The organism is Caballeronia sp. Lep1P3 (assembly GCF_022879595.1).
In the GTDB taxonomy this organism is placed as follows: domain Bacteria; phylum Pseudomonadota; class Gammaproteobacteria; order Burkholderiales; family Burkholderiaceae; genus Caballeronia.
Genome location: NZ_CP084270.1, coordinates 23,100 through 42,182, shown reverse-complemented (window position 1 = coordinate 42,182; position 19,083 = coordinate 23,100). Strand labels below are relative to the sequence as shown.

Genomic DNA, 19,083 nt, shown 5'->3' with positions numbered 1-19,083 from the left:
AACACCAAAAGAAACTCCTCCGATCGAACCGCGGCCATGGCGAAACCTAGTGAATGCGTCACGAGTCCGCACTCATAGGTTGCGATTATGATCTCGCTACCGCGTGCCATTGGGGCCTCTTTGCAGACAGCTAAATACCGTAAGGTTCTGACCGACAGAAAGTAGGCGGCGACTCGTTTTTCTCTGGCAGTGTTGCGCAGACAATCTGGCGCGCTCCTATAGCCGTTGGAAAGTGACTGCGCTGCGGTCTTCGAAACTGACAAGGCTGCGCACGAACCGATAGCCCCGGCCAGCAATGTCAACGGCATTACCGCCGTCCTTGGTTATCCGGAGTATTTCGCTTGCTTCATGTCCCGTGATGGTGCCTTGAAAGTGCAACAAGGATCGCCCTTTTGCGTTCGCCAAATACATGCCGCAGAAGTGCGCACACTGCTGCATCATCACTAGATTGCCGCCCTTGACTAATGAAAGATCGAGGTACTCGGATAAAACGATCAACGTTTTCTCGTCCTTTCCTACCGCCCTACAAGATGCGCGAGTGGTCACCATTGAGCCCTTGTTCGAAAAGCGAGTTACAGCATCACTGTGGCAACGGTGAAGCGAATCCACTACCCAACGCATCATCGCACGTTTCTGGATGGCCGGTCTTACAACACTTGGTAGACCAACGAACGAATGCGGGCGAACGAAGAAATGGCTCGCCGGGATCCTGCGTCGTCGGTGGCTTCAGCTTGCGAGATGGATCTGGACGACAAGGTCGTCAATCGCCGGTGCTCCGCGGTCGCCAAGCTGCGCCGGGAGCGAGGTTCGGTCAGCCAGTACGAGGTATGCCCGCCGCGCGCCGCGGATAGTACCTTCTGCAGATGGTGCTTGCGATGGCTCATGTAGAGGCGGACCTGCTGGTCGGTGATGCGTCTTTCAGACAGGGGCTGACCGCTCCCTTTCTTAGGATCAGTCAGCCATCCTACGCCCCGCGGGTGCGGCGCGGCCGGCAGTTTCGTCGCCTTCGGCGTCTACGCTGCCTCCGACTCCTCACTACCGGCCAAGATGAACGTCGGTAGACTGGCCGTACTGCTTGACCCTATCCACTCGACCGTACGACGGCCACGGGCCTTGCGAATCGCTCGCTCCTTGTTGAAGAGAAATCACGGTTGCTGCGCCGCCAACAAACGGGAAGTTGGAAACCCGTGCATTCACCCGCTCCCGCCAGACCGCTCGCGGCTCCCCGATAACACGGGCTTCCGACGCTGTTCGATCGGTTGACACGGGCCAGTTCGCTTAACCGAAGTGGAACGGCTGCCGGTATCGGCTTGGGATTTTACGTCTGCCGCTGTATTGCTATCGCGCATTAGGAACGGTAAACGTGGAATCGTCACAAAGAGGAATTTGCTTCGCCGTGCACCTGCCACGTCACCCGCATGATACGAAAGGGACCGAGCGGGCGCCGCGCGCTTCTAACCGCTCCCCTCCTCGAGAATCATTCTCGAAGAGCTCGACCCGTATCCGGCTTCGCCCTCGGGTCTGTTCCTGCATATAGGCGTGACGTAAAGCTCGTCCGAGGGGCGGTCAAGCACCTTCGCGCTGCTGCGCGACATTTCCACAGCTTGGGCGCGAGCGTCGTCGACGTTGCGCATGCCGGACCGTCACTGCAAAATTGCCTTACAGAGACCCCGATGTAGGATTCAAAAGCGTCGATACGCGGGTTCCCCATGATGCGGTGGTTTTGGCGTAATCTGCGCCGACGTGAACCCGGCCAGAACACCGGAGCGTTTGCGGCTTTGGCCTTCGCAACAGCCGTTATCCAAGATGCGTTTCAGGGACTCTAAAGAGGATGTCAGAAGTCGAACTGGTGGCCGTTCAGCAGCGCTGCGAAATCACCGAAGCGACCCACTCCGGCGTGGCGTGCCGCTCGATTTGCAACCTCGCACGGGGTCTCGGCTTTAGCGAGACAGAGCTTGAGAAGCTTGCACGGCTCGTGACCGAGTGCGCGACTCTTTTACTGAGGAATGAGGCGCATGGAGAGTTGCTGGTGCGTCCTCTCGCCAATGGGAAAGTGTCGACTGCGGTGCGCTACGGTGTTGAAGTGTTGTCGATTGATAGCGGCCCGGGCGCAGCCGATATTCAAGCACGTATGTCACAACTGAAGGGGTTGTCGGATGAACTCGATGTCTGGACCGCGCCGGGGCATGGCCCGGTGCTGCGCTTCGTTTCATGGAACGGGCTAACGCGTCCGGAGGAGGACCGCGTGACGGAGGCGCGCGTACGTTACGGCGTTGTCAATCTCCCATTACGCGGTGAGTTTGTCAGCGGCGACGCGTGGTCATGCCACGCCGATGACGACAATTTCACCGTCCTCATCGCGGACGGCCTTGGTCACGGACCAATGGCCAATCGCGCAGCGACGGAGGCGGCAAAGACACTGGAGAGCAGCGGTGGAGCACCGCTCGAAAGCATTTTGGAACGCGCTCACGATGCGCTGCGCTCAACGGTTGGCGCGGCGGCGGGTGTGGCGAGGTTTCCGATATCCGCGCAGGAAGAAAGATCGCACGTCAAGTTCGCGGGCATCGGGAATGTCGCAGCGAGCGTGTGGGCAGAAATGTCGCACAAGCACCTGCCCTCGCATGACGGCGTGATCGGACACGCGTATCGTCGGGTCCAGCAGTTTGAAGCGTCCTACGCAGAGGGGCGCTCATCGTCTTGCACTCCGACGGGCTGAAGTCTCGTTGGGATCTATCGCGCTACCCGGGGTTAGCGATCCGTCACCCAGCGCTCATTGCAGCGGTGCTGTACCGTGACTATGCACGCGGTCGCGACGATGTGACGGTTTTCGTTGCGCGCGCGAATCACGTCGGTTGAATGGTTGAATCTAGCCCATAGTCCGATTCGTCGAGTTTACGGCCCCTGAGTGTCTGAGGCGGAAGGGAGGCTTGTTTCCGCAGCCGTAGCCTGGACGGGCGTTAGGCGAGTCTAAGGGTGGAGCGGGCAAGTACATTTTGACGGTCAACGGTCGCGCTGTAACGAGATTCCACGCCGGAATCTCGGTGCAGCTCCCGCGAGCGATGTCGGCAAAACCGTGGGCACAAGTGCGCGCAACGATAAATCGGCATTTGCAATGGCCTACGCTCGTCGGGCGGCTAACGGGGCGTGACATATATTCGGGCCGACGGGCAGCCTGATTAGAGAGTTATGACGAAAAGCATTGACAGTTTCCATGTGGCGCTATATCGTGGGTCTCGAAATATTCAAGAAGCTCGATTGCTGATCACCATTTTCCGCCTTGTCTGCGCGGTACTCGTTGTCCTCTCTTCTTCCTTGAAGTTTTTGTCGCTCCGCACCGGAGCTGTTATTTTTTTATTTCAGGGAATTCTTATGGATACCGGTACTGTAAAGTGGTTCAACGATAGCAAAGGCTTTGGCTTCATTACTCCCGACGCTGGCGGCGACGATCTCTTCGCTCACTTCTCGGAAGTGCGGGGCGACGGCTTCAAGACGCTCGCCGAAAACCAGAAGGTGAGCTACGAGACAAGGCGCGGCCCGAAGGGTATGCAGGCAGCGAATATCTCGCCGCAGTAATGTATGCAGAGGGCCGGTCTACCGGCCCTTTGACTGCCAGTCTACTAACATCCTCGCGGAGCAATGCGCTCTCGACCTGATCGCTGGCTTTCTACCTGCGCATCATTTGTCTTCCGACGCGATCAATCTCGATCCCATTTTCAATTTATTTCGTCCTGTGCGACAAGATGTCGTGCGGTCGTTATCGCTTATGCAAAATTATGAAAATACTCACCAGTACAACGGCTATTTAATCTCGCCGTCCGCTCACCAGTTATCTGACGGCTGGTTTGCTGTGAATTTGCTGCTCACCAGAGGTGACGCCTTCAGTGTGGACCCGGTCTCCTACCATTTCGATGCGCTCGACTACTTCGATAGCGAAAGGCAGGCGGTGGGACACGCCACCGCATGGGCGCGTGGCTGGGTCGACAGCCGAGGTTAAGTCGGCACGGACTGCAACGCACGAAAGGTCATTCGCATTGCAAGGAGCAAAGATGGCGTTATTGGTAATGCAAGTCGCGGCGAGCGGGGAACTGGTTGAGGTGTTCGAGATGCCGGTTGATGATGTCGATGGCCACCGGATGCTTGCTTGCGCGAACGAAGATGAGCGGGTGATTCATCGCGCCGGCCAGATACTTGAAGACGGTGAGGTGTGGATCGACCTGATCGACAGGGACGGCGAGACGTTGTTTGATCAGGTTGCCTGTTTTCACAGGGTAGATGCGGCCGACGCGTTGCAGCTTCATTTCAACATGAATGCCGATGTCGTTAAAGACTGTCTTTCAAAGTCGAACGTTGCCTCGCTGTATGCGAGGCATCGCGTAGCTGCGCAGGCTTACTTCCGCAAGATTGATCGTCTTGTCGACTGCTCGATGGTGAGCTCGAGACAAAGCAATCGTCGGCGGGTGGGTGACGCCAGTGTCATGGATCTCGTTGTTGAGCTTCGCCGACGGCTGGATGGTGCGGAAACCGCGCTCGCGCTCAGCGCGCTGCCGACGCACGTCCAGGCTGCGGCCGGGCAACTGAAGGAAGCTGCGGAGTGCTACGCGGTTGCTGTTGAGCATCTGTAAAACGTCGTCATTCAGTGCACAGCTGCGGATGTAAAGGCGACTCACGTCCCCCGGCGTCATGCTAGAACCGTGAGCTATCGCGGAAATTTTCAAGCTAGTTGTCGCCTCAACGAATAATTTCAGGCTGCCTTTCTCTCCTGGTTAGGGCGTCGTGGGGTACCGCCCTGGTTATCGATTCGATCCGGGTTCAGGTGCACAGCATCGACGCGTTGCCAGTTGCGCGTTGGGCCTTTCCACCGAAGCGGATTGCGTTGCCGGGCGTACTCGTAGAGCGCCGCGCGTCGATCCAGAATGTCCTGATCGAGGTTGGCATGACGCTGCGCCGGCGTGACGAACCGGATCGCGCTGTGACGATGCTCCTCGTTGTACCAGCGCACCAGTGCGCCCACCCACGTGCGCGCGGCAAACAGGGTATCGAATGCCTTGAGCGGATAAGCAGGTCGATACTTTAGGGTCTTGAACAACGACTCGGAGTAAGGGTTGTCGTTGCTCACGCCCGGGCGACTCAGCGACGGCATGACGCCCAGCGCCTGAAGGGTGGCAAGCATCGTCGCGCCTTTCATCGGGCCGCCGTTGTCCGAATGCAAAATCACCTGGGCGGGCTGTATCGCTTCGCGCGCGCAGAGGTCCTTGAGGACTTCGCTGGCCAGCACGCTGCTTTCCTCGGCATACACCTGCCAGCCGACAATTTTGCGACTGAACACGTCGAGAAACAGATACAAGTAGAAGTACTGCCCACGAACCGTGGTCGGCAGATACGTGATGTCCCAGCTATACAATTGGTTCGGTGCATCGGCGCAAACCGAACGGGGTTTGCTGCGTGCCTGTGCCGGCCGTTCGCTGCGCCGGTGTGCGAGTTGCTTCTCGGCCTTCAGGACCCGGTAGAACGTCGATTCGGAGGCGATATAGCGTTGCTGGTCTGCCAGTCGAGGCACGATCTGGCTTGGCGGCAGATGACCGAATTCGGGCGAGTTCGCGATCGCCAGAAGCTCGGCGCGTTCGTCGGCAGAGAGCTTGTGACGCGGCGCGTGATGCCGTAACGAGCGCCCGTCCACCGCGTCAGGTTCGCCGCGCTGCCAGCGCTGAACCGTTCGAGCACTGAGCCCTAGAATGCTGCACGCACGCGCCTGGCGAGCCCCGGCCAGGGTCGCCTCGCTGATCAGGTCGATCAATGCCTTGCGCTCTTCAGGGACCGTCATTCGGCCTCGCCCCCGAACAGCGCACGGTGCTTTTTTTGCAGCACCAACAGCGCCGCAGCTTCAGCCAGCGCCTTCTCCTTGCGTTTGAGTTCGCGCTGCAGCTCGAAATTGGCCTGCTTCAGATCCCGGACTTCCGTGGCGCTCTCGCGCCGACTACCGGTTCCACCGACCGTGCAAAAATCCGCTCGCCACTGCGCGAGATGATGTGCGAACAGGCCGCGCTCGCGACACCAGCTGTTCAACGCTTCGTCGACCAACCCGTGGCTCTCCTGCAAGGCCATCAGCCGTTCTTCCAGCGACCAGTCTTCCGGACGTCTTGCGTGTTCGGAGCCCGAGCTCCGCTTCGCGGCGGCGGCGCCTCTCATCCACTTCCTTAACGTCAGTACGTTCACGTTCAATTCGTCGGCCACTGCTCCAACCGTTCGGGGGCCGCGCTGCAGGACCTTCGACAGCGCCTGTTCCTTAAATTCAACAGAATACGTTTGTTTCGCCTTCACCCTGTACCTCTGACTCTTCTCGATAAGAAAGTTCAGAGGCGACAACTAGTCTGACGCCGGGGGGTACACCGAACGTTTGGTGGACCTTGGCGTTGAGCCATCAGTCGGAACTGTCGGTGACTCCTATGACAACGCTCTGGCCGAAACGATCAACGGCTTGTATAAGGCCGAAGTTGTGCATCGGCGTTCATGGCGTACGCTCCAAGACGTCGAGCTCGCCACGCTAGATTGGGTTCACTGGTATAACCATCATCGGTTGCTCGGCCCGCTCGGGTACGTGTCGCCGGCGGAGGCAGAGGAAGCTTACAATCGGAAACTGGCGCGCTCCGCTCGCGCGGCGTAGCGCCAAACTTGGCGGTCTCCGACAAAGCCGGGGCGGTTCACACTGGAGCCTGACGCGCCCCTGCGGCGCTTGCCTAATGAAATAATACTCTTAGCTTGGAAAGTTGTCCCTACGCTGGCAGATGATCTATCCGCGAAGAATTGAATGGCGCTTTGCGCTTCAAGCCGAATTCACCGCTCTTTGGTGCCGATTCCGGCGCGGAAAAGCCCGCGACTCGCACGAGTTTATGACCGTGAACGCTCCGTCCGCGCAGCATCGCTATCGCTACTGAGTGCGCCTTTTACACGTGCGTTGCGTGCCCTCCGGCGCATCGTCTTTAAACAGCAACAGACCCGGCGATTTAACACGATATTTTATATTATTAATATATTTCGAGCGGATAGTCGGTAATAATGCTCTTATTTTGAACGATCGGTCGTTATAAATAAGAGACTTACGGCAGATAATCCACAAAAAAAGGGTAAACGCCATGACGTAGCTATTGTGCATATCTTTTGTTTGGATAAAATGTTTCAAACGTTAGATCAAGTCGGTGCTGAACTTCAGTTTGGCACGATGTTCCGCGTCGCCCGCCAATAATGGAGGGGTTCCATGACCGAGACGTTTATTGGATGCGCGGTTGCCGGCGCCGCGATGCTGATTTCCACCCCATTAATGATCCGGCATTACATCCGAGAACACCGACGCGAAATCTTGCTTCAACACTTTAGCGATAGTGCCTTGTCATCACGGGCCGAAGCGGCTGAATAACGCCTGTTAGCGGAGGTGAAATGAACGCGAATGCATTGGCCCCGGAGCGAGCTTCTTCACATCGAGGTAGTCTTGGCACGTTTAGAAATATTTCCGAGTGAAAAATTTTTGTCGGCGCCTCGTTTGTTACTGACCCTGAATACTGGAAAGGTTGCATCGTCGACATTTGCGCCAAGAGTCTAGACGCAGATGTCGGATCGCACGCGGACAAGTTACTTAAACGCCTGTCTGCACTCACGTAAGCGTTCTTAGCGGAGAACCAGATGGAAAACGGCGAGGTTACTTATAAGAGTTTCGTTCTTAGACCACTCGCAGCGTATGACGATGGCATGTATGTCGCCATGCTGATTCTTCGAAATAACGACGGCATTCAAACTGCCAGCGGAGTGTTAGGTAGTTTCGCCTGCGCGCTCGACGCACGGCGGTTTGCTTTGAAGCATGGGATGGACGAGATCGATCAGGGGACGCTTCCGAAGCCGGAATCGCCCCCGCGTCGGCAGTCCGGCTTTGGAAGGTTGCGGGCGTAGCACGATGGACTGCGTCGGCCGACTGGCCTCTCGGAGTATGTCGCCCGAGACGGGGTCTTATTTTTACTTTAAGGATCGACATGGAAACTGATACTGTTAAATGGTTCAACGATGCCAAGGGCTTTGGCTTCATCATCCCCGACACTGGCGGCGATGATCTTTTGCGCATTTTTCGGAGGTTCGTGCCGACGGTTTCAAGACCTTGGCCGAAAACCAGAAAGTAAGCTTCGAAACCAAGCGCGGTCCAAAGGGTCTGCAGGCGGCGAACATCAAGCCGCTGTAATGCGCAGCACTGCCTTTGGCACCGCCAGAGAAACCCGGGGGCTCTTTATGCCGGTCCATCTAGCGTTGGTGTGCCGGACTCGAGCGCCAGTCGTCTGCTTACCTTGATCGCAGCTTGCAAACGGGCTTTTTTGCGCGCAATTCAAATCCTTGCACGCATGGCTTATCCGCTCTGGGGTGTATGAAGATAAGAAAAGCCCGCTCACCGGTGCAGGGGCGGCTAAACATCAACGCCCGTCGTCGGGTTTTCACCTTGAAGTTAACATCTGAAAGATTTTGCAAACAAGGTACGATCGTTTTAGTATGACAATACCGATCGCCCTCGTAACCTTGTTGAGATGTTATGTTAGCTACGCTAATCGAACTGCTCGATGCAGTCGCTGTCGTTTGTATCGTCGTCGTGCCCATTATTGTTTCGACGCTCCGGCACTGATCCACCCGCTGGTGCGGCACAGCGGGCTCTTCGGTTGATTTCGCAGGCCGGTCTGTTCCAGATACGCGTGCAGGTACGCCTCGAGCGTGTGGTGACACGGCATCTCGTGCCGCTTGCCGCCCGTTTCGCCGGAGGCGCACCCACAGACGCCGCTGCTGCACATAGACGTCCTCGACCCGCATCGCGAGCGCCGCGCCCACCCGCGCGAACAAAAACCATCAGTGCAATCAGCGCGATCCCGCAGACCGATCGGCGTGCTCACATCAATGCTGTCGAGCGGCTGCCGCGCATCGATGGCATCGAGCACTGCGGTTTTGCCTTGCTTCGTGGTGTGGCTCGGTCCCCGGTACCGACGCGGCCGCGTTATGCGGCACGATCTGGCCGGTCACCAGCCAGTCAAACAGGTGGCGGATCGCGGCCAGGCGCTGATTGACGGTCGGCGCCGAGAGCCGCTGCGTCTGCAGCTCGACCCATGCGGCGACATGCAGCCGCTGCACCGCGGTGATCGAGGTCACGCCAGCGCCGGCACGCCACGCCACGCCACAAAATTGATGGCGAGCGCCGGACTGCGTGCTGGGTTCGGCACAGACGTTGCTGTGCCCTCGTGCACACTTCGATAGCAATGCAAACTCCGCTGGGGGCATTTTGGGCACTCTTCACGACGACCGAAGTTCAATAGGTGGGTGGTTGACGACTGTAGCTAAGCTCTCGAGCAGCGACAGTTTCATCGCGGGCAAAGCGCTTTCATCGGTGCTCGCTTCAACTGAACGCAGCGCGAGGCTCAAATTCGAGAGGTCCGCGGTCCGAGCGGTGGAGCGGGTGAGCGCGCGCACAGCCCTGGTTGAATGGTGCGAACGCGGCGTTTGCTACTACGCCGAACAGGGTTGGGTGCGCGGAACCGCACAGCGGGACGGAATTTGCGCGCTCTCCGGAGCGTTGATCCGACGCGGCGACGCGGTCTTCCGCCCGCGCAGTGGAACGCCTCAGCCAAAAAATCTTCGCGCGATGATTCTTGCGAAGCTGATTCTCGAGACGGAAAGCGGCTAGAGGCGCAGCGCGAGCACTACCCCGTGTCCCGGGATTGTGCCAACGCGTGAAGCCCTTCCTCCTCGCCGTGCCGCACTGTCGTTATAGGAGCGAAAAGCGGTACAGGCCGCGCTGGCTGACGCTGCCCTGGCCGCCGCTACTGCCGGCGTCAACTCCGTGCTTCCCTGAAGCGCGCGCGTCCGTAATGGACGGTTTCCATCCAGCGGTGAAGCGCCGATCCGAGCGACCCCGTTCCATCGCTCGCCATGCAGAACATTAAAGAGAAGGTAGTCGTAATCACGGGCGCCAGCAGCGGGCTCGGAGAGACGGCGGCTTCGCATTGTCAATATATCGGACTGGGTCGTAAAAGCGGCAAGAAGAGCACGCCTCAGGATGAGCAGGACGGACTTTGGGCGAGTTCGGTGAATTCACGCCAGGCAACGAACCGGGCAGCGAGCTGTTTGCGATAGAGCGCGGCGCGCAGCAGATGCCGCTTGAGCGCGAAATGTTGCAGGATCGGGCCGATGCGGCGGTGCTATCTGGCGCATTGGTAACGATGCCCCGCTGCGATATCGATGCCACACGGGCCACGCTTTTTCGGCCTTGTCCCTTGAATCCGAGCAGCGGCGGGGTGCTGAGGACGCCCTCTGAGCGGCAGTCAGACGCCTCCAGGAAAGTATGCTGCTTGCGCTTGACCGGCTTGCAATAGCTGAAGCCTCCGAAAGTCCAGAGGTCGCTGACCTTCAGGCTCGCGTCGCAAGTTTGGAAGCCCTGATCGTGTCCACGCGACAGCTGGCTACCGCGTCGGACGGGCCGCCGGAGTGAAACCTCCAGAAGGATCAACACGTGTATTTCAGCGGTGAATTGGCGGCGACTAGTTATTTGCCGTTTCCGCGCTCAGCAAGAAATGCGGCGTGGGCCCAGCGCTTGCGTTGATAGCGCCATTAGAAGGACGGGGTCGGCATGCATTCCACCACAAAAACTTCAATCTGGACCGCAAGGCGGACATCACGGCCTGATTCCCTACGGATTCTGGTTGTCGACGATTATGCGATCGGCGCCGAGGCTGTTGCCCTGGCGCTTGCCTGTGCCGGTCATGAAACGAGGTTCGCCTTAAACGGCAGCGATGCCATCGCGCGCGTCCAAGTATGGACGCCCGACGTTGCCATACTCGACATCAATATGCCGTCACCTGACGGTTTCCAGCTTGCTGCGCTCCTGCGAGCCCGCGACAATCTATCGTACGCGCTGATTATTGCCCATACCTCATTGGATGAAAGCGCCGTTCGCCCGCGCGGCGTTCCCGCAGGCTTCGACGGTTTTTGCCAGAAAGGCGGCGGCGTAAGCCCGCTACAAGATATCATCGCTCGGATGACTTCGAGCTAGCGGAGCCTTCCTTTAACTGTCGCTCTTTCGAGAATCCCTGACTGCTTGGATCAAAATGGTCGTCGGTGCGCTGGGGCCTTCAAAGAGTTGGCCGCGTACGGAGAGAGTATGCCCATCAGTGCTGCTGCGAGGCATCATGGCAAGTCGGCTGGGCCGGATTTTCCGGTCGTCGGCATCGGCGCGTCCGCCGGTGGCGTTCAGGCGCTTTTGCGGCTGTTCGAAAGTGCGCCGACGTCTACCGGTGCCGCCTTTGTCGTGGTGCTGCACCTGTCACCGGACCATACCAGCCACGCGCACGAGGTCATTCAGAACGCGACCAGATTACGCGTCAGACAAGTCAGCAGTCCGGTGCCGCTTGAAAAGGACACCGTCTTCGTCATTCCTCCGGGCAAATTGCTATCGATGGTGGACGGGTATCTGCGGTTGAGCGAAGCCCAACCACCGCGCTTGCCGCCCACCTCCATCGACGTCTTCTTTCGCAGCCTCGCGGACGCGCACGGTTCCCGCGCGTTCGCCATCGTCCTCTCAGGTTCCGGTGGCGACGGCTCAGTCGGTATTTCGCGCATACGCGAGCGAGGCGGGGTGACGATCGCGCAGCGCCCCGAAGAAGCGCAGTACGGTGAGATGCCACGCAGCGCAATCGCGACCGGCGACATAGACGTGGTCTTGCCAGTCGATCAAATTATCCCGACCGTATTGACGCTGGCGCGCAACGCGGCTGCGATTCGGTTACCGACAGCGTCAGACGTTGAGCCCACTGCGCACGAGTCATTACCCGCCACGGACGCCCACGCGATCGACGAGGTGCTCGAAACCTTGCGCGTGCGAACGCGGCACGACTTTTCCAGTTACAAGCGCGGCACGATCGCCCGCCGCATCGAGCGCCGCATGCAGGTCAACGCGATGCCCACCGCCGTTGCTTACCGCGACTTTCTGGAAGCGCACGCGGATGAGACGCCGAAGTTGCTTGCAGACATGCTGATCGGCGTAACCAATTTTTTTCGTGATCCCGATGCCTTTGCTGCGCTCGAGCACACCGTGATACCGCAGCTGCTGGCGAATGCTCAGGAGCGTGATGAACTGCGCGCCTGGGTTCCCGCATGCGCCACCGGCGAGGAAGCGTTTTCGATCGCCATCTTGCTGGACGAGGCGGTTCGTCGCCTGCAGCATCGGCCCCGAGTAACCGTTTATGCCAGCGACATCGATGAGCGCGCCATTGCAATCGCCCGTACGGCCAGCTACCCGCAAGCCATCGAGAACGATATCTCGCCGGCGCGCCTGAGCCAGTATTTCAACAAGGATGGAAATCGCTACCGGCTGAGTAAGTCGTTGCGCGACACCGTCATTTTTGCCGCGCACAACTTGCTCCGGGACCCGCCTTTCTCGCAGATCGATCTGATTTCCTGCCGCAACGTGCTGATCTATCTGGACCGTCGGGCGCAGACACGCGTGCTGGAAACATTTCATTTTTCCCTCCGCCCACACGAAGGCTTTCTATTCCTGGGAACGGCGGAATCCGCCGAGTTCGCACATGATCTCTTCGCTCCCGTGCAAAAGCAGCAGAGAATCTACCGCGCGCGAACGACTGCGCTTGCCCCGAGCCTGACTTCACAGACCGATGGAGGTCCACCGCCCGTTCTCGGCGGCGAAATGTTCTTCACCAGATTGCCTGAAGTGAAAACTGCCGAAACAAGTTCGGCAAACCTGGCGCGCGCGCATGAACTGTTCGGGCCGCCCCTCATTGTTATTCGCGAGGACGGCACGATCGTGCACCGTTCTGCGAACGCAAACAGGATCACGGAAGACGCACGCCAAGCGAGGGTAAGCAACCTGCTCGACATCGTGCGCAGCGACGCGCAGGCGCAAGTGCGGCAGGCGGTGCAGCGGTGTCTGACGAGCGCGCGCCGTCAAGAGCAAGCCGCCGTGCCGTTCGTCACCGCATCCGGCGAGATTGTCGTTGACTTGTCGCTGCGGCCTTACCGCGACCTCGCGCATCAAGAGCAGCTCGTGTCGGTCATCTGCGACCCGTTGACAGCGCTTCCCGGCAATACGCCCGCTGCAACGCTCGCCAGGCCCGAGGAAGAGGAAACGGTCGACTCGCTCAGGCAAGCGCTGGCAGGCAGCGAGATACTGTTGCGCAGTTCGATGCAGCATGAGCAGTCGTCCAATGAAGCCCTCAAAGCCTCCAACGAAGAACTTCAAGCGATGAACGAGGAACTGCGCTCGGCCACCGAAGAACTGGAGGCCAGTCGCGAGGAACTGCAGTCGCTCAACGAAGAGTTGATGACAGTCAATTCTGAATTGTTGTCGAAGGTGCAGGAGTCGGCGCGCGTCAGCGACGACTTGAAGAATCTTATTTCGTTGGTAGGCGTCGCTACCGTGTTTGTTGACCGTGCGCTCAATATCAAGCGATACACGTCGCCAGCGGAGACGCTTTTCAACATCCGTTCAGGCGATGAAGGACGGCCACTGCAGCACTTGACGCATGGACTCGACTACCCCGAGCTGTTCAGCGACATGCGCAGCGCCTTCGAATCGTTGAAGCGCTCCGAAAAGGAGGTGCGAAGCAAGGATGGGCGCACCTTCCTGGCACGCGTGCTGCCCTACCGCACCGACGACGACCGCATTGATGGCGCGGTGCTCGCCTTGATCGACATCTCGGAACAGAAAGCTGCGCAGAATCAAGCGCAGGCGAGCGAGGAGAAGCTGCGTCTTGCAGCCCGTGAGACGCACGACTTCGCGATCATCGTCGTGGACGATAACGGCACGATCGTCAGCTGGAACGTCGGCGCCAATCGCATATTCGGCTTTACCGCAGAAGAGATGCTCGGCCATCGGCTCGATCCGATCTTCATGCCAGACGACATTGCCGACGGCGTGCCCGCCCATGAGCGCAAAAAAGCCGCTACCAATGGACGTGCCGAGGACGAGCGGTGGCATGCAACGAAGGACGGCCGTCGCATCTTTTGCAGCGGGTTTCTCAGTCGTATCGACGTCGCGGGCTTTTCAGGCTTCGCCAAGATCGTCCACGATGCAACCGGTCGCAAGTTAGCCGAAAGCAAGAAGGACATGGTGCTCGAGCGCGAGCGCGCGGATAACACAGAGATTCGCAAACTCAGTCGGCTGAAGGATGAGTTCATCGCAGTGCTCTCGCATGAACTGAAAAATCCGCTGAACCTGATCCATGTGAAAACCGAGATTCTTGCTCGCTTGCCGGAGGCAAGAACGAGTGGGCGGATTCAGGAGATCGCTGATGCAATTCAGAAGTCAGTGCTTGCTCAAGCTCAGATCATCGATGACTTGCTCGACTTCTCGCGAATCCAGACGGGGAAGTTGTCCTTGCGGTTCGCACCGACTGACGTAGCCGCGATTGTTCGCGCGATCGCTGGAGCGATGCAGGATGATTTCGACAAAAACGAAGTACGGTTTGAACTCGACGTTCCGTCAACGCCCGTGATAATTCGCGGTGACGCAGTGCGCGTGGAGCAGATCATCTGGAACCTGGTGAGCAACGCGCTTAAGTTCACCCCCAGTCAGGGGCGGGTCACCGTGCGCCTTCGGGAAGATGCGGGGCAAGTGCGCCTGGAAGTAGCCGACACGGGGTGTGGCATTGCGCCGAATGCACTCGGAACCATCTTTGAGATGTTCGAGCAAGCGCCGAACGTGCCGGTACGTGCACGAGCCGGTGGGCTTGGCATTGGACTGTCGCTCGTCCGGCAGATCGCCCAGTTGCACGGTGGAACCGCGGAAGCCTTTTCAGACGGTGCCGGCCGCGGTGCGCAATTCGTTATTTGCCTTCCCGCCGACGCGACGTCGGTTGATCGGAAAGCGGGGGATAAGCCGATCGACCTGGCCGTCTTCGACAATGCCCGCGTGCTGCTTGTCGAGGATTCGGAAGAATCACTGCTCGCGATGGCCGAGCTCTTATCGCTGAACGGCGCGCACGTTTCCGCTGCGGCGAATGCCGCAGAGGCGCTTGCCGTTGCTGAGCAAGGCCAATTCGATTTGGTCATTACCGACGTCAATCTTCCGGATGTCGACGGTTATCGCCTGGTTGCGCAACTCAGGAAGCTGAGCAGCTTTGCCAGTATTCCCATCGTTGCCGTCACGGGGCGACCTGTGAGCCAGGATGAGGCGCTGGCCCTTGAAGCAGGCTGTGACGCCTGCTTGCCTAAGCCGTTCAGTCTGCAGGCACTAGCGGAGGCGGTACGCAGTCGAGGCCGGGTCGCGGAGAGAGGTGGCCGCGCGAATTCGGACAGCGGGATAGGTGGAACGCCCGGGGCTTAGCCAGCGATAATGCAGGCAAAGGAACCGAGGACATGACGAAGAGAACCCGACGCACGCACTCAGCGGCGTTCAAAGCGAAAGTGGCGCTGGCGGCAGTCAAAGGCGAGCGCACGCTGGCCGAGCTAGCGCAGCAGTTTGATGTGCACCCGAACCAGATCACGGAATGGAAACGGCACTGCAGGAGCGTGCGGCCGACGTGTTTGGAACGGCGGGCGTGGTATCGAACGAGCCGCCGGTAGACGTGAAGACCCTACACGCCAAGATCGGCCAGCTTTCTCTGGAAAATGATTTTTTAAGCGGCGCGCTCAACAAGGCGGGATTGCTGAGCGCAAAGCGATGATTGACCGTGGCCATCAGTTACCGGTGTCGCAGCAAGCAAAGCTCGTCGGCATTGCCAGATCGAGTGCGTACTATCGGCCGCGGCAGGTCAGCGAGGCCGACCAGAACTTGATGCGCCGGATCGACGAGCTGCACCTGGAGTTTCCGTTCGCCGGAGCGCGAATGCTGGTCCGTCTGTTGCGCCGGAAGGCCATGGGGTGGGTCGCCGTCGCGTGCGCACGCTCATGAAGCGTATGGGTGTGAAAGCGCTTTACTGCAAGCCCAACACGAGCCGACGCAACCCGCAGCACAAGGTTTGGCCGTACCTGTTGCGCGGCATGAAGATCGAGCGCGCCAATCAGGTCTTCGCACTCGACACAACGTACATTCCCATGGCGCGTGGCTTCGTCTATCTGACGGCGGTAGTAGATTGGGCGAGTCGCAAGGTTCTTGCGCACCGGGTGGCCATTACGCTAGAGGCGATACATGCCGTGGAAGCGCTGGAAGAAGCATTCGCCCGCTACGGGCTGCCAGACATCGTGAACACCGATCAAGGTAGCCAGTTCACGGCGGCCGCGTTCACCGACGCCGTACTTGAGCGCGGCGTGCAGCTGTCGATGGACGGCAAAGGCGCCTGGCGCGACAACGTGTTCGTCGAGCGCGTATGGCGCAGCATCAAGTACGAAGAAGTGTACCTGAGGGCCTACGAGTCGGTCAGCCACGCCCGGCGCTCCATCGGCGACTACATCGAGCTATATAACCGGAAACGGCCCCATTCGAGCTTGGCGGATCAGACGCCGGATGAGGCATACTTCGCGTCGCTGCCAGCGATCAAATCGGCAGCATGATTGCCTCGGACGCTCCACTTAAAATTCTCGGAAACCTGTCCGAACTACCGAGGCCACCTCTGAGTGAGGCCCCGTCAGCACGGTGCAAACAACGCCGACTGTTTTCCCCACGCAGCCCTTCGGTGAAGCTGCCTCGACGTTCCCGGTAGACCAAAGCATTAGCCGGATCTTCTTGGCCGCGGTCAACAAGAGCGAGCGGTGTCGAGGGCCGGGGCCAGATCAGAAAAGTCGTTGCCGGGCAGCCTAGCCGATATTTATCGGCGGCACTATGAGGACGTTATCGGGCGTCAGGCGCGCCGTGAAGGCGCCGGGGAGGATCGCGTTGATCTCTGGAGGGTGGATGCGATGATCGCTGTTCGCATGCGGGTGACGGGACATGACCAGGCGGCGAAGGAGGCGTTGCGGCAGTGTTCGCCAGGCGTTCATGGGCGGGCCCCTGCGGAAGGGTCGCCTACGCCCGGGCGGACTGGAGCCACTACGCCGAGCGCACGGCACAGTATGCCTATGGTGCTGTCGGCACGCGATGAGTGGAACAACTGAGGCAACATTGCGCGAAGTGGGAAACGCTGGAGGGGCGTGAGGGGCAAGCGCTAGATCCCGACCAATCGCGCGGCGTCGTGTCTCGTGAAAAGCCCGTGCGAGAACGGGAGCACTCCAACCCGCACGAGCGCAAACGCCTCACATCAGTCGGTAGGATCTAATGCCTCGGGGCGCCAATCACTATGCGATTCGAATGCAACTCGCAAGCAAACTGGGTTGGTGTTTCTCAAGCAATACGTGCTATTGCTGACCGGGACGGGCTGCTCCTCGTATTAGGTAACCCCCGGCGTCAGACTAGTTGTCGCCTCTGAACTTTCTTATCGAGAAGAGTCAGAGGTACAGGGTGAAGGCGAAACAAACGTATTCTGTTGAATTTAAGGAACAGGCGCTGTCGAAGGTCCTGCAGCGCGGCCCCCGAACGGTTGGAGCAGTGGCCGACGAATTGAACGTGAACGTACTGACGTTAAGGAAGTGGATGAGAGGCGCCGCCGCCGCGAAGCGGAGCTCGGGCTCCGAACACGCAAGACGTCCGGAAGACTGGTCGCTGGAAGAACGGCTGATGGCCTTGCAGGAGAGCCACGGGTTGGTCGACGAAGCGTTGAACAGCTGGTGTCGCGAGCGCGGCCTGTTCGCACATCATCTCGCGCAGTGGCGAGCGGATTTTTGCACGGTCGGTGGAACCGGTAGTCGGCGCGAGAGCGCCACGGAAGTCCGGGATCTGAAGCAGGCCAATTTCGAGCTGCAGCGCGAACTCAAACGCAAGGAGAAGGCGCTGGCTGAAGCTGCGGCGCTGTTGGTGCTGCAAAAAAAGCACCGTGCGCTGTTCGGGGGCGAGGCCGAATGACGGTCCCTGAAGAGCGCAAGGCATTGATCGACCTGATCAGCGAGGCGACCCTGGCCGGGGCTCGCCAGGCGCGTGCGTGCAGCATTCTAGGGCTCAGTGCTCGAACGGTTCAGCGCTGGCAGCGCGGCGAACCTGACGCGGTGGACGGGCGCTCGTTACGGCATCACGCGCCGCGTCACAAGCTCTCTGCCGACGAACGCGCCGAGCTTCTGGCGATCGCGAACTCGCCCGAATTCGGTCATCTGCCGCCAAGCCAGATCGTGCCTCGACTGGCAGACCAGCAACGCTATATCGCCTCCGAATCGACGTTCTACCGGGTCCTGAAGGCCGAGAAGCAACTCGCACACCGGCGCAGCGAACGGCCGGCACAGGCACGCAGCAAACCCCGTTCGGTTTGCGCCGATGCACCGAACCAATTGTATAGCTGGGACATCACGTATCTGCCGACCACGGTTCGTGGGCAGTACTTCTACTTGTATCTGTTTCTCGACGTGTTCAGTCGCAAAATTGTCGGCTGGCAGGTGTATGCCGAGGAAAGCAGCGTGCTGGCCAGCGAAGTCCTCAAGGACCTCTGCGCGCGCGAAGCGATACAGCCCGCCCAGGTGATTTTGCATTCGGACAACGGCGGCCCGATGAAAGGCGCGACGATGCTTGCCACCCTTCAGGCGCTGGGCGTCATGCCGTCGCTGAGTCGCCCGGGCGTGAGCAACGACAACCCTTACTCCGAGTCGTTGTTCAAGACCCTAAAGTATCGACCTGCTTATCCGCTCAAGGCATTCGATACCCTGTTTGCCGCGCGCACGTGGGTGGGCGCACTGGTGCGCTGGTACAACGAGGAGCATCGTCACAGCGCGATCCGGTTCGTCACGCCGGCGCAGCGTCATGCCAACCTCGATCAGGACATTCTGGATCGACGCGCGGCGCTCTACGAGTACGCCCGGCAACGCAATCCGCTTCGGTGGAAAGGCCCAACGCGCAACTGGCAACGCGTCGATGCTGTGCACCTGAACCCGGATCGAATCGATAACCAGGGCGGTACCCCACGACGCCCTAACCAGGAGAGAAAGGCAGCCTGAAATTATTCGTTGAGGCGACAACTAGCTTGAAAATTTCCGGTAATGGAGGGGGCGCTAGCGGCTTACTTGAGCTAGTTGATAGATAGCATCTAACCAGAGGTCGCC

13 protein-coding genes and 5 pseudogenes are annotated in these 19,083 nt (G+C 59.3%); 13 read left to right on the top strand and 5 right to left on the bottom strand.

Annotated features, from left to right (window positions below; genetic code table 11):
- Positions 1-216: 216 nt before the first annotated feature.
- Positions 217-549 (bottom strand): hypothetical protein, encoded by a 333-nt coding sequence (locus LDZ27_RS28020; protein WP_244818698.1) that lies wholly within the window; start codon positions 547-549, stop codon positions 217-219.
- 1,282 nt (positions 550-1,831) lie between these two features.
- Here LDZ27_RS28020 and LDZ27_RS28015 point away from each other — a divergent pair.
- The 4 genes from LDZ27_RS28015 to LDZ27_RS28000 all read left to right on the top strand — a co-directional run bounded on the left by LDZ27_RS28015 (position 1,832) and on the right by LDZ27_RS28000 (position 4,622).
- Positions 1,832-2,716 carry an anti-sigma regulatory factor gene (locus LDZ27_RS28015; protein ID WP_244818697.1) on the top strand — a complete coding sequence of 295 codons (885 nt, stop codon included), beginning with the start codon at positions 1,832-1,834 and terminating at the stop codon, positions 2,714-2,716.
- 653 nt (positions 2,717-3,369) lie between these two features.
- Complete coding sequence (locus LDZ27_RS28010) at positions 3,370-3,573, top strand: cold-shock protein (RefSeq protein ID WP_244818730.1); 204 nt, start codon at positions 3,370-3,372, stop codon at positions 3,571-3,573.
- Positions 3,574-3,679: 106 nt separating this feature from the next.
- The gene (locus LDZ27_RS28005; protein ID WP_370653515.1) at positions 3,680-3,994 is read left to right on the top strand and encodes a hypothetical protein; all 315 of its coding nucleotides are present in this window, start codon (positions 3,680-3,682) and stop codon (positions 3,992-3,994) included.
- 52 nt (positions 3,995-4,046) lie between these two features.
- On the top strand, positions 4,047-4,622 hold the full coding sequence (locus LDZ27_RS28000; protein WP_244818696.1) for a hypothetical protein: 576 nt from the start codon (positions 4,047-4,049) through the stop codon (positions 4,620-4,622).
- Between the two features lie 119 nt (positions 4,623-4,741).
- Here LDZ27_RS28000 and LDZ27_RS27995 read toward each other — a convergent pair.
- Positions 4,742-6,318 (bottom strand): IS3 family transposase gene (locus tag LDZ27_RS27995; protein WP_244814132.1). Its coding sequence is split into 2 segments (ribosomal slippage): positions 4,742-5,850 and positions 5,850-6,318, totalling 1,578 coding nucleotides; the frame shifts between segments, so codons are not numbered across the junction.
- 64 nt (positions 6,319-6,382) lie between these two features.
- On the opposite strand from LDZ27_RS27995, the pseudogene LDZ27_RS27990 reads away from it, so the two are divergent.
- The 4 genes and pseudogenes from LDZ27_RS27990 to LDZ27_RS27975 form a co-directional block, all read left to right on the top strand.
- A pseudogene (locus tag LDZ27_RS27990) lies at positions 6,383-6,661 on the top strand (integrase core domain-containing protein); the annotation flags it as partial.
- A 591-nt stretch (positions 6,662-7,252) separates the two neighbouring features.
- Entirely contained in the window at positions 7,253-7,411 is a 159-nt protein-coding gene (locus LDZ27_RS27985) for a hypothetical protein (RefSeq protein ID WP_244818695.1), read from the top strand.
- Positions 7,412-7,674: 263 nt separating this feature from the next.
- Positions 7,675-7,938, top strand: coding sequence for a hypothetical protein (locus LDZ27_RS27980; RefSeq protein ID WP_244818694.1), 264 nt, complete (start codon positions 7,675-7,677; stop codon positions 7,936-7,938).
- A gap of 80 nt (positions 7,939-8,018) precedes the next feature.
- A pseudogene (locus tag LDZ27_RS27975) lies at positions 8,019-8,221 on the top strand (cold-shock protein).
- A 442-nt stretch (positions 8,222-8,663) separates the two neighbouring features.
- Here LDZ27_RS27975 and LDZ27_RS27970 read toward each other — a convergent pair.
- Positions 8,664-9,192: pseudogene (locus LDZ27_RS27970) on the bottom strand (tyrosine-type recombinase/integrase); the annotation flags it as partial.
- Between the two features lie 148 nt (positions 9,193-9,340).
- Between LDZ27_RS27970 and LDZ27_RS27965 the strand changes: the two are divergent.
- Positions 9,341-9,700 (top strand): DUF3331 domain-containing protein, encoded by a 360-nt coding sequence (locus LDZ27_RS27965; RefSeq protein WP_244818693.1) that lies wholly within the window; start codon positions 9,341-9,343, stop codon positions 9,698-9,700.
- A gap of 367 nt (positions 9,701-10,067) precedes the next feature.
- Here the strand turns inward: LDZ27_RS27965 and LDZ27_RS27960 are convergent.
- Positions 10,068-10,202, bottom strand: a pseudogene (locus tag LDZ27_RS27960) (IS6 family transposase); the annotation flags it as partial.
- A 440-nt stretch (positions 10,203-10,642) separates the two neighbouring features.
- Between LDZ27_RS27960 and LDZ27_RS27955 the strand changes: the two are divergent.
- The 3 genes and pseudogenes from LDZ27_RS27955 to LDZ27_RS27945 all read left to right on the top strand — a co-directional run bounded on the left by LDZ27_RS27955 (position 10,643) and on the right by LDZ27_RS27945 (position 16,518).
- Positions 10,643-11,065 (top strand): response regulator, encoded by a 423-nt coding sequence (locus LDZ27_RS27955; RefSeq protein ID WP_244818692.1) that lies wholly within the window; start codon positions 10,643-10,645, stop codon positions 11,063-11,065.
- A gap of 108 nt (positions 11,066-11,173) precedes the next feature.
- Positions 11,174-15,352, top strand: a complete 4,179-nt coding sequence (locus LDZ27_RS27950) for a CheR family methyltransferase (RefSeq protein WP_244818691.1) — start codon at positions 11,174-11,176, stop codon at positions 15,350-15,352.
- A 32-nt stretch (positions 15,353-15,384) separates the two neighbouring features.
- Positions 15,385-16,518: pseudogene (locus LDZ27_RS27945) on the top strand (IS3 family transposase).
- Positions 16,519-16,761: 243 nt separating this feature from the next.
- Here the strand turns inward: LDZ27_RS27945 and LDZ27_RS27940 are convergent.
- Positions 16,762-16,944 (bottom strand): hypothetical protein, encoded by a 183-nt coding sequence (locus LDZ27_RS27940; RefSeq protein ID WP_244818690.1) that lies wholly within the window; start codon positions 16,942-16,944, stop codon positions 16,762-16,764.
- A 457-nt stretch (positions 16,945-17,401) separates the two neighbouring features.
- Between LDZ27_RS27940 and LDZ27_RS27935 the strand changes: the two genes are divergently transcribed.
- A protein-coding gene (locus LDZ27_RS27935; protein WP_244814132.1) for an IS3 family transposase occupies positions 17,402-18,978 on the top strand; the annotation gives its coding sequence in 2 pieces (ribosomal slippage) (positions 17,402-17,870 and positions 17,870-18,978; 1,578 coding nt in all).
- Positions 18,979-19,083: the final 105 nt, after the last annotated feature.

What these genes read in the sequence shown, in the direction of transcription:
- LDZ27_RS28010 (WP_244818730.1), top strand. Translation starts at nt 3,370, where the DNA reads ATGGATACCGGTACTGTAAAGTGGTTCAACGATAGCAAAGGCTTTGGC.
- LDZ27_RS27980 (WP_244818694.1), top strand. Translation starts at nt 7,675, where the DNA reads ATGGAAAACGGCGAGGTTACTTATAAGAGTTTCGTTCTTAGACCACTC.
- LDZ27_RS27940 (WP_244818690.1), bottom strand. Translation starts at nt 16,944, where the DNA reads ATGAACGCCTGGCGAACACTGCCGCAACGCCTCCTTCGCCGCCTGGTC.
- LDZ27_RS28000 (WP_244818696.1), top strand. Translation starts at nt 4,047, where the DNA reads ATGGCGTTATTGGTAATGCAAGTCGCGGCGAGCGGGGAACTGGTTGAG.
- LDZ27_RS27985 (WP_244818695.1), top strand. Translation starts at nt 7,253, where the DNA reads ATGACCGAGACGTTTATTGGATGCGCGGTTGCCGGCGCCGCGATGCTG.
- LDZ27_RS27955 (WP_244818692.1), top strand. Translation starts at nt 10,643, where the DNA reads ATGCATTCCACCACAAAAACTTCAATCTGGACCGCAAGGCGGACATCA.
- LDZ27_RS28015 (WP_244818697.1), top strand. Translation starts at nt 1,832, where the DNA reads ATGTCAGAAGTCGAACTGGTGGCCGTTCAGCAGCGCTGCGAAATCACC.
- LDZ27_RS28020 (WP_244818698.1), bottom strand. Translation starts at nt 549, where the DNA reads ATGGTGACCACTCGCGCATCTTGTAGGGCGGTAGGAAAGGACGAGAAA.
- LDZ27_RS27950 (WP_244818691.1), top strand. Translation starts at nt 11,174, where the DNA reads ATGCCCATCAGTGCTGCTGCGAGGCATCATGGCAAGTCGGCTGGGCCG.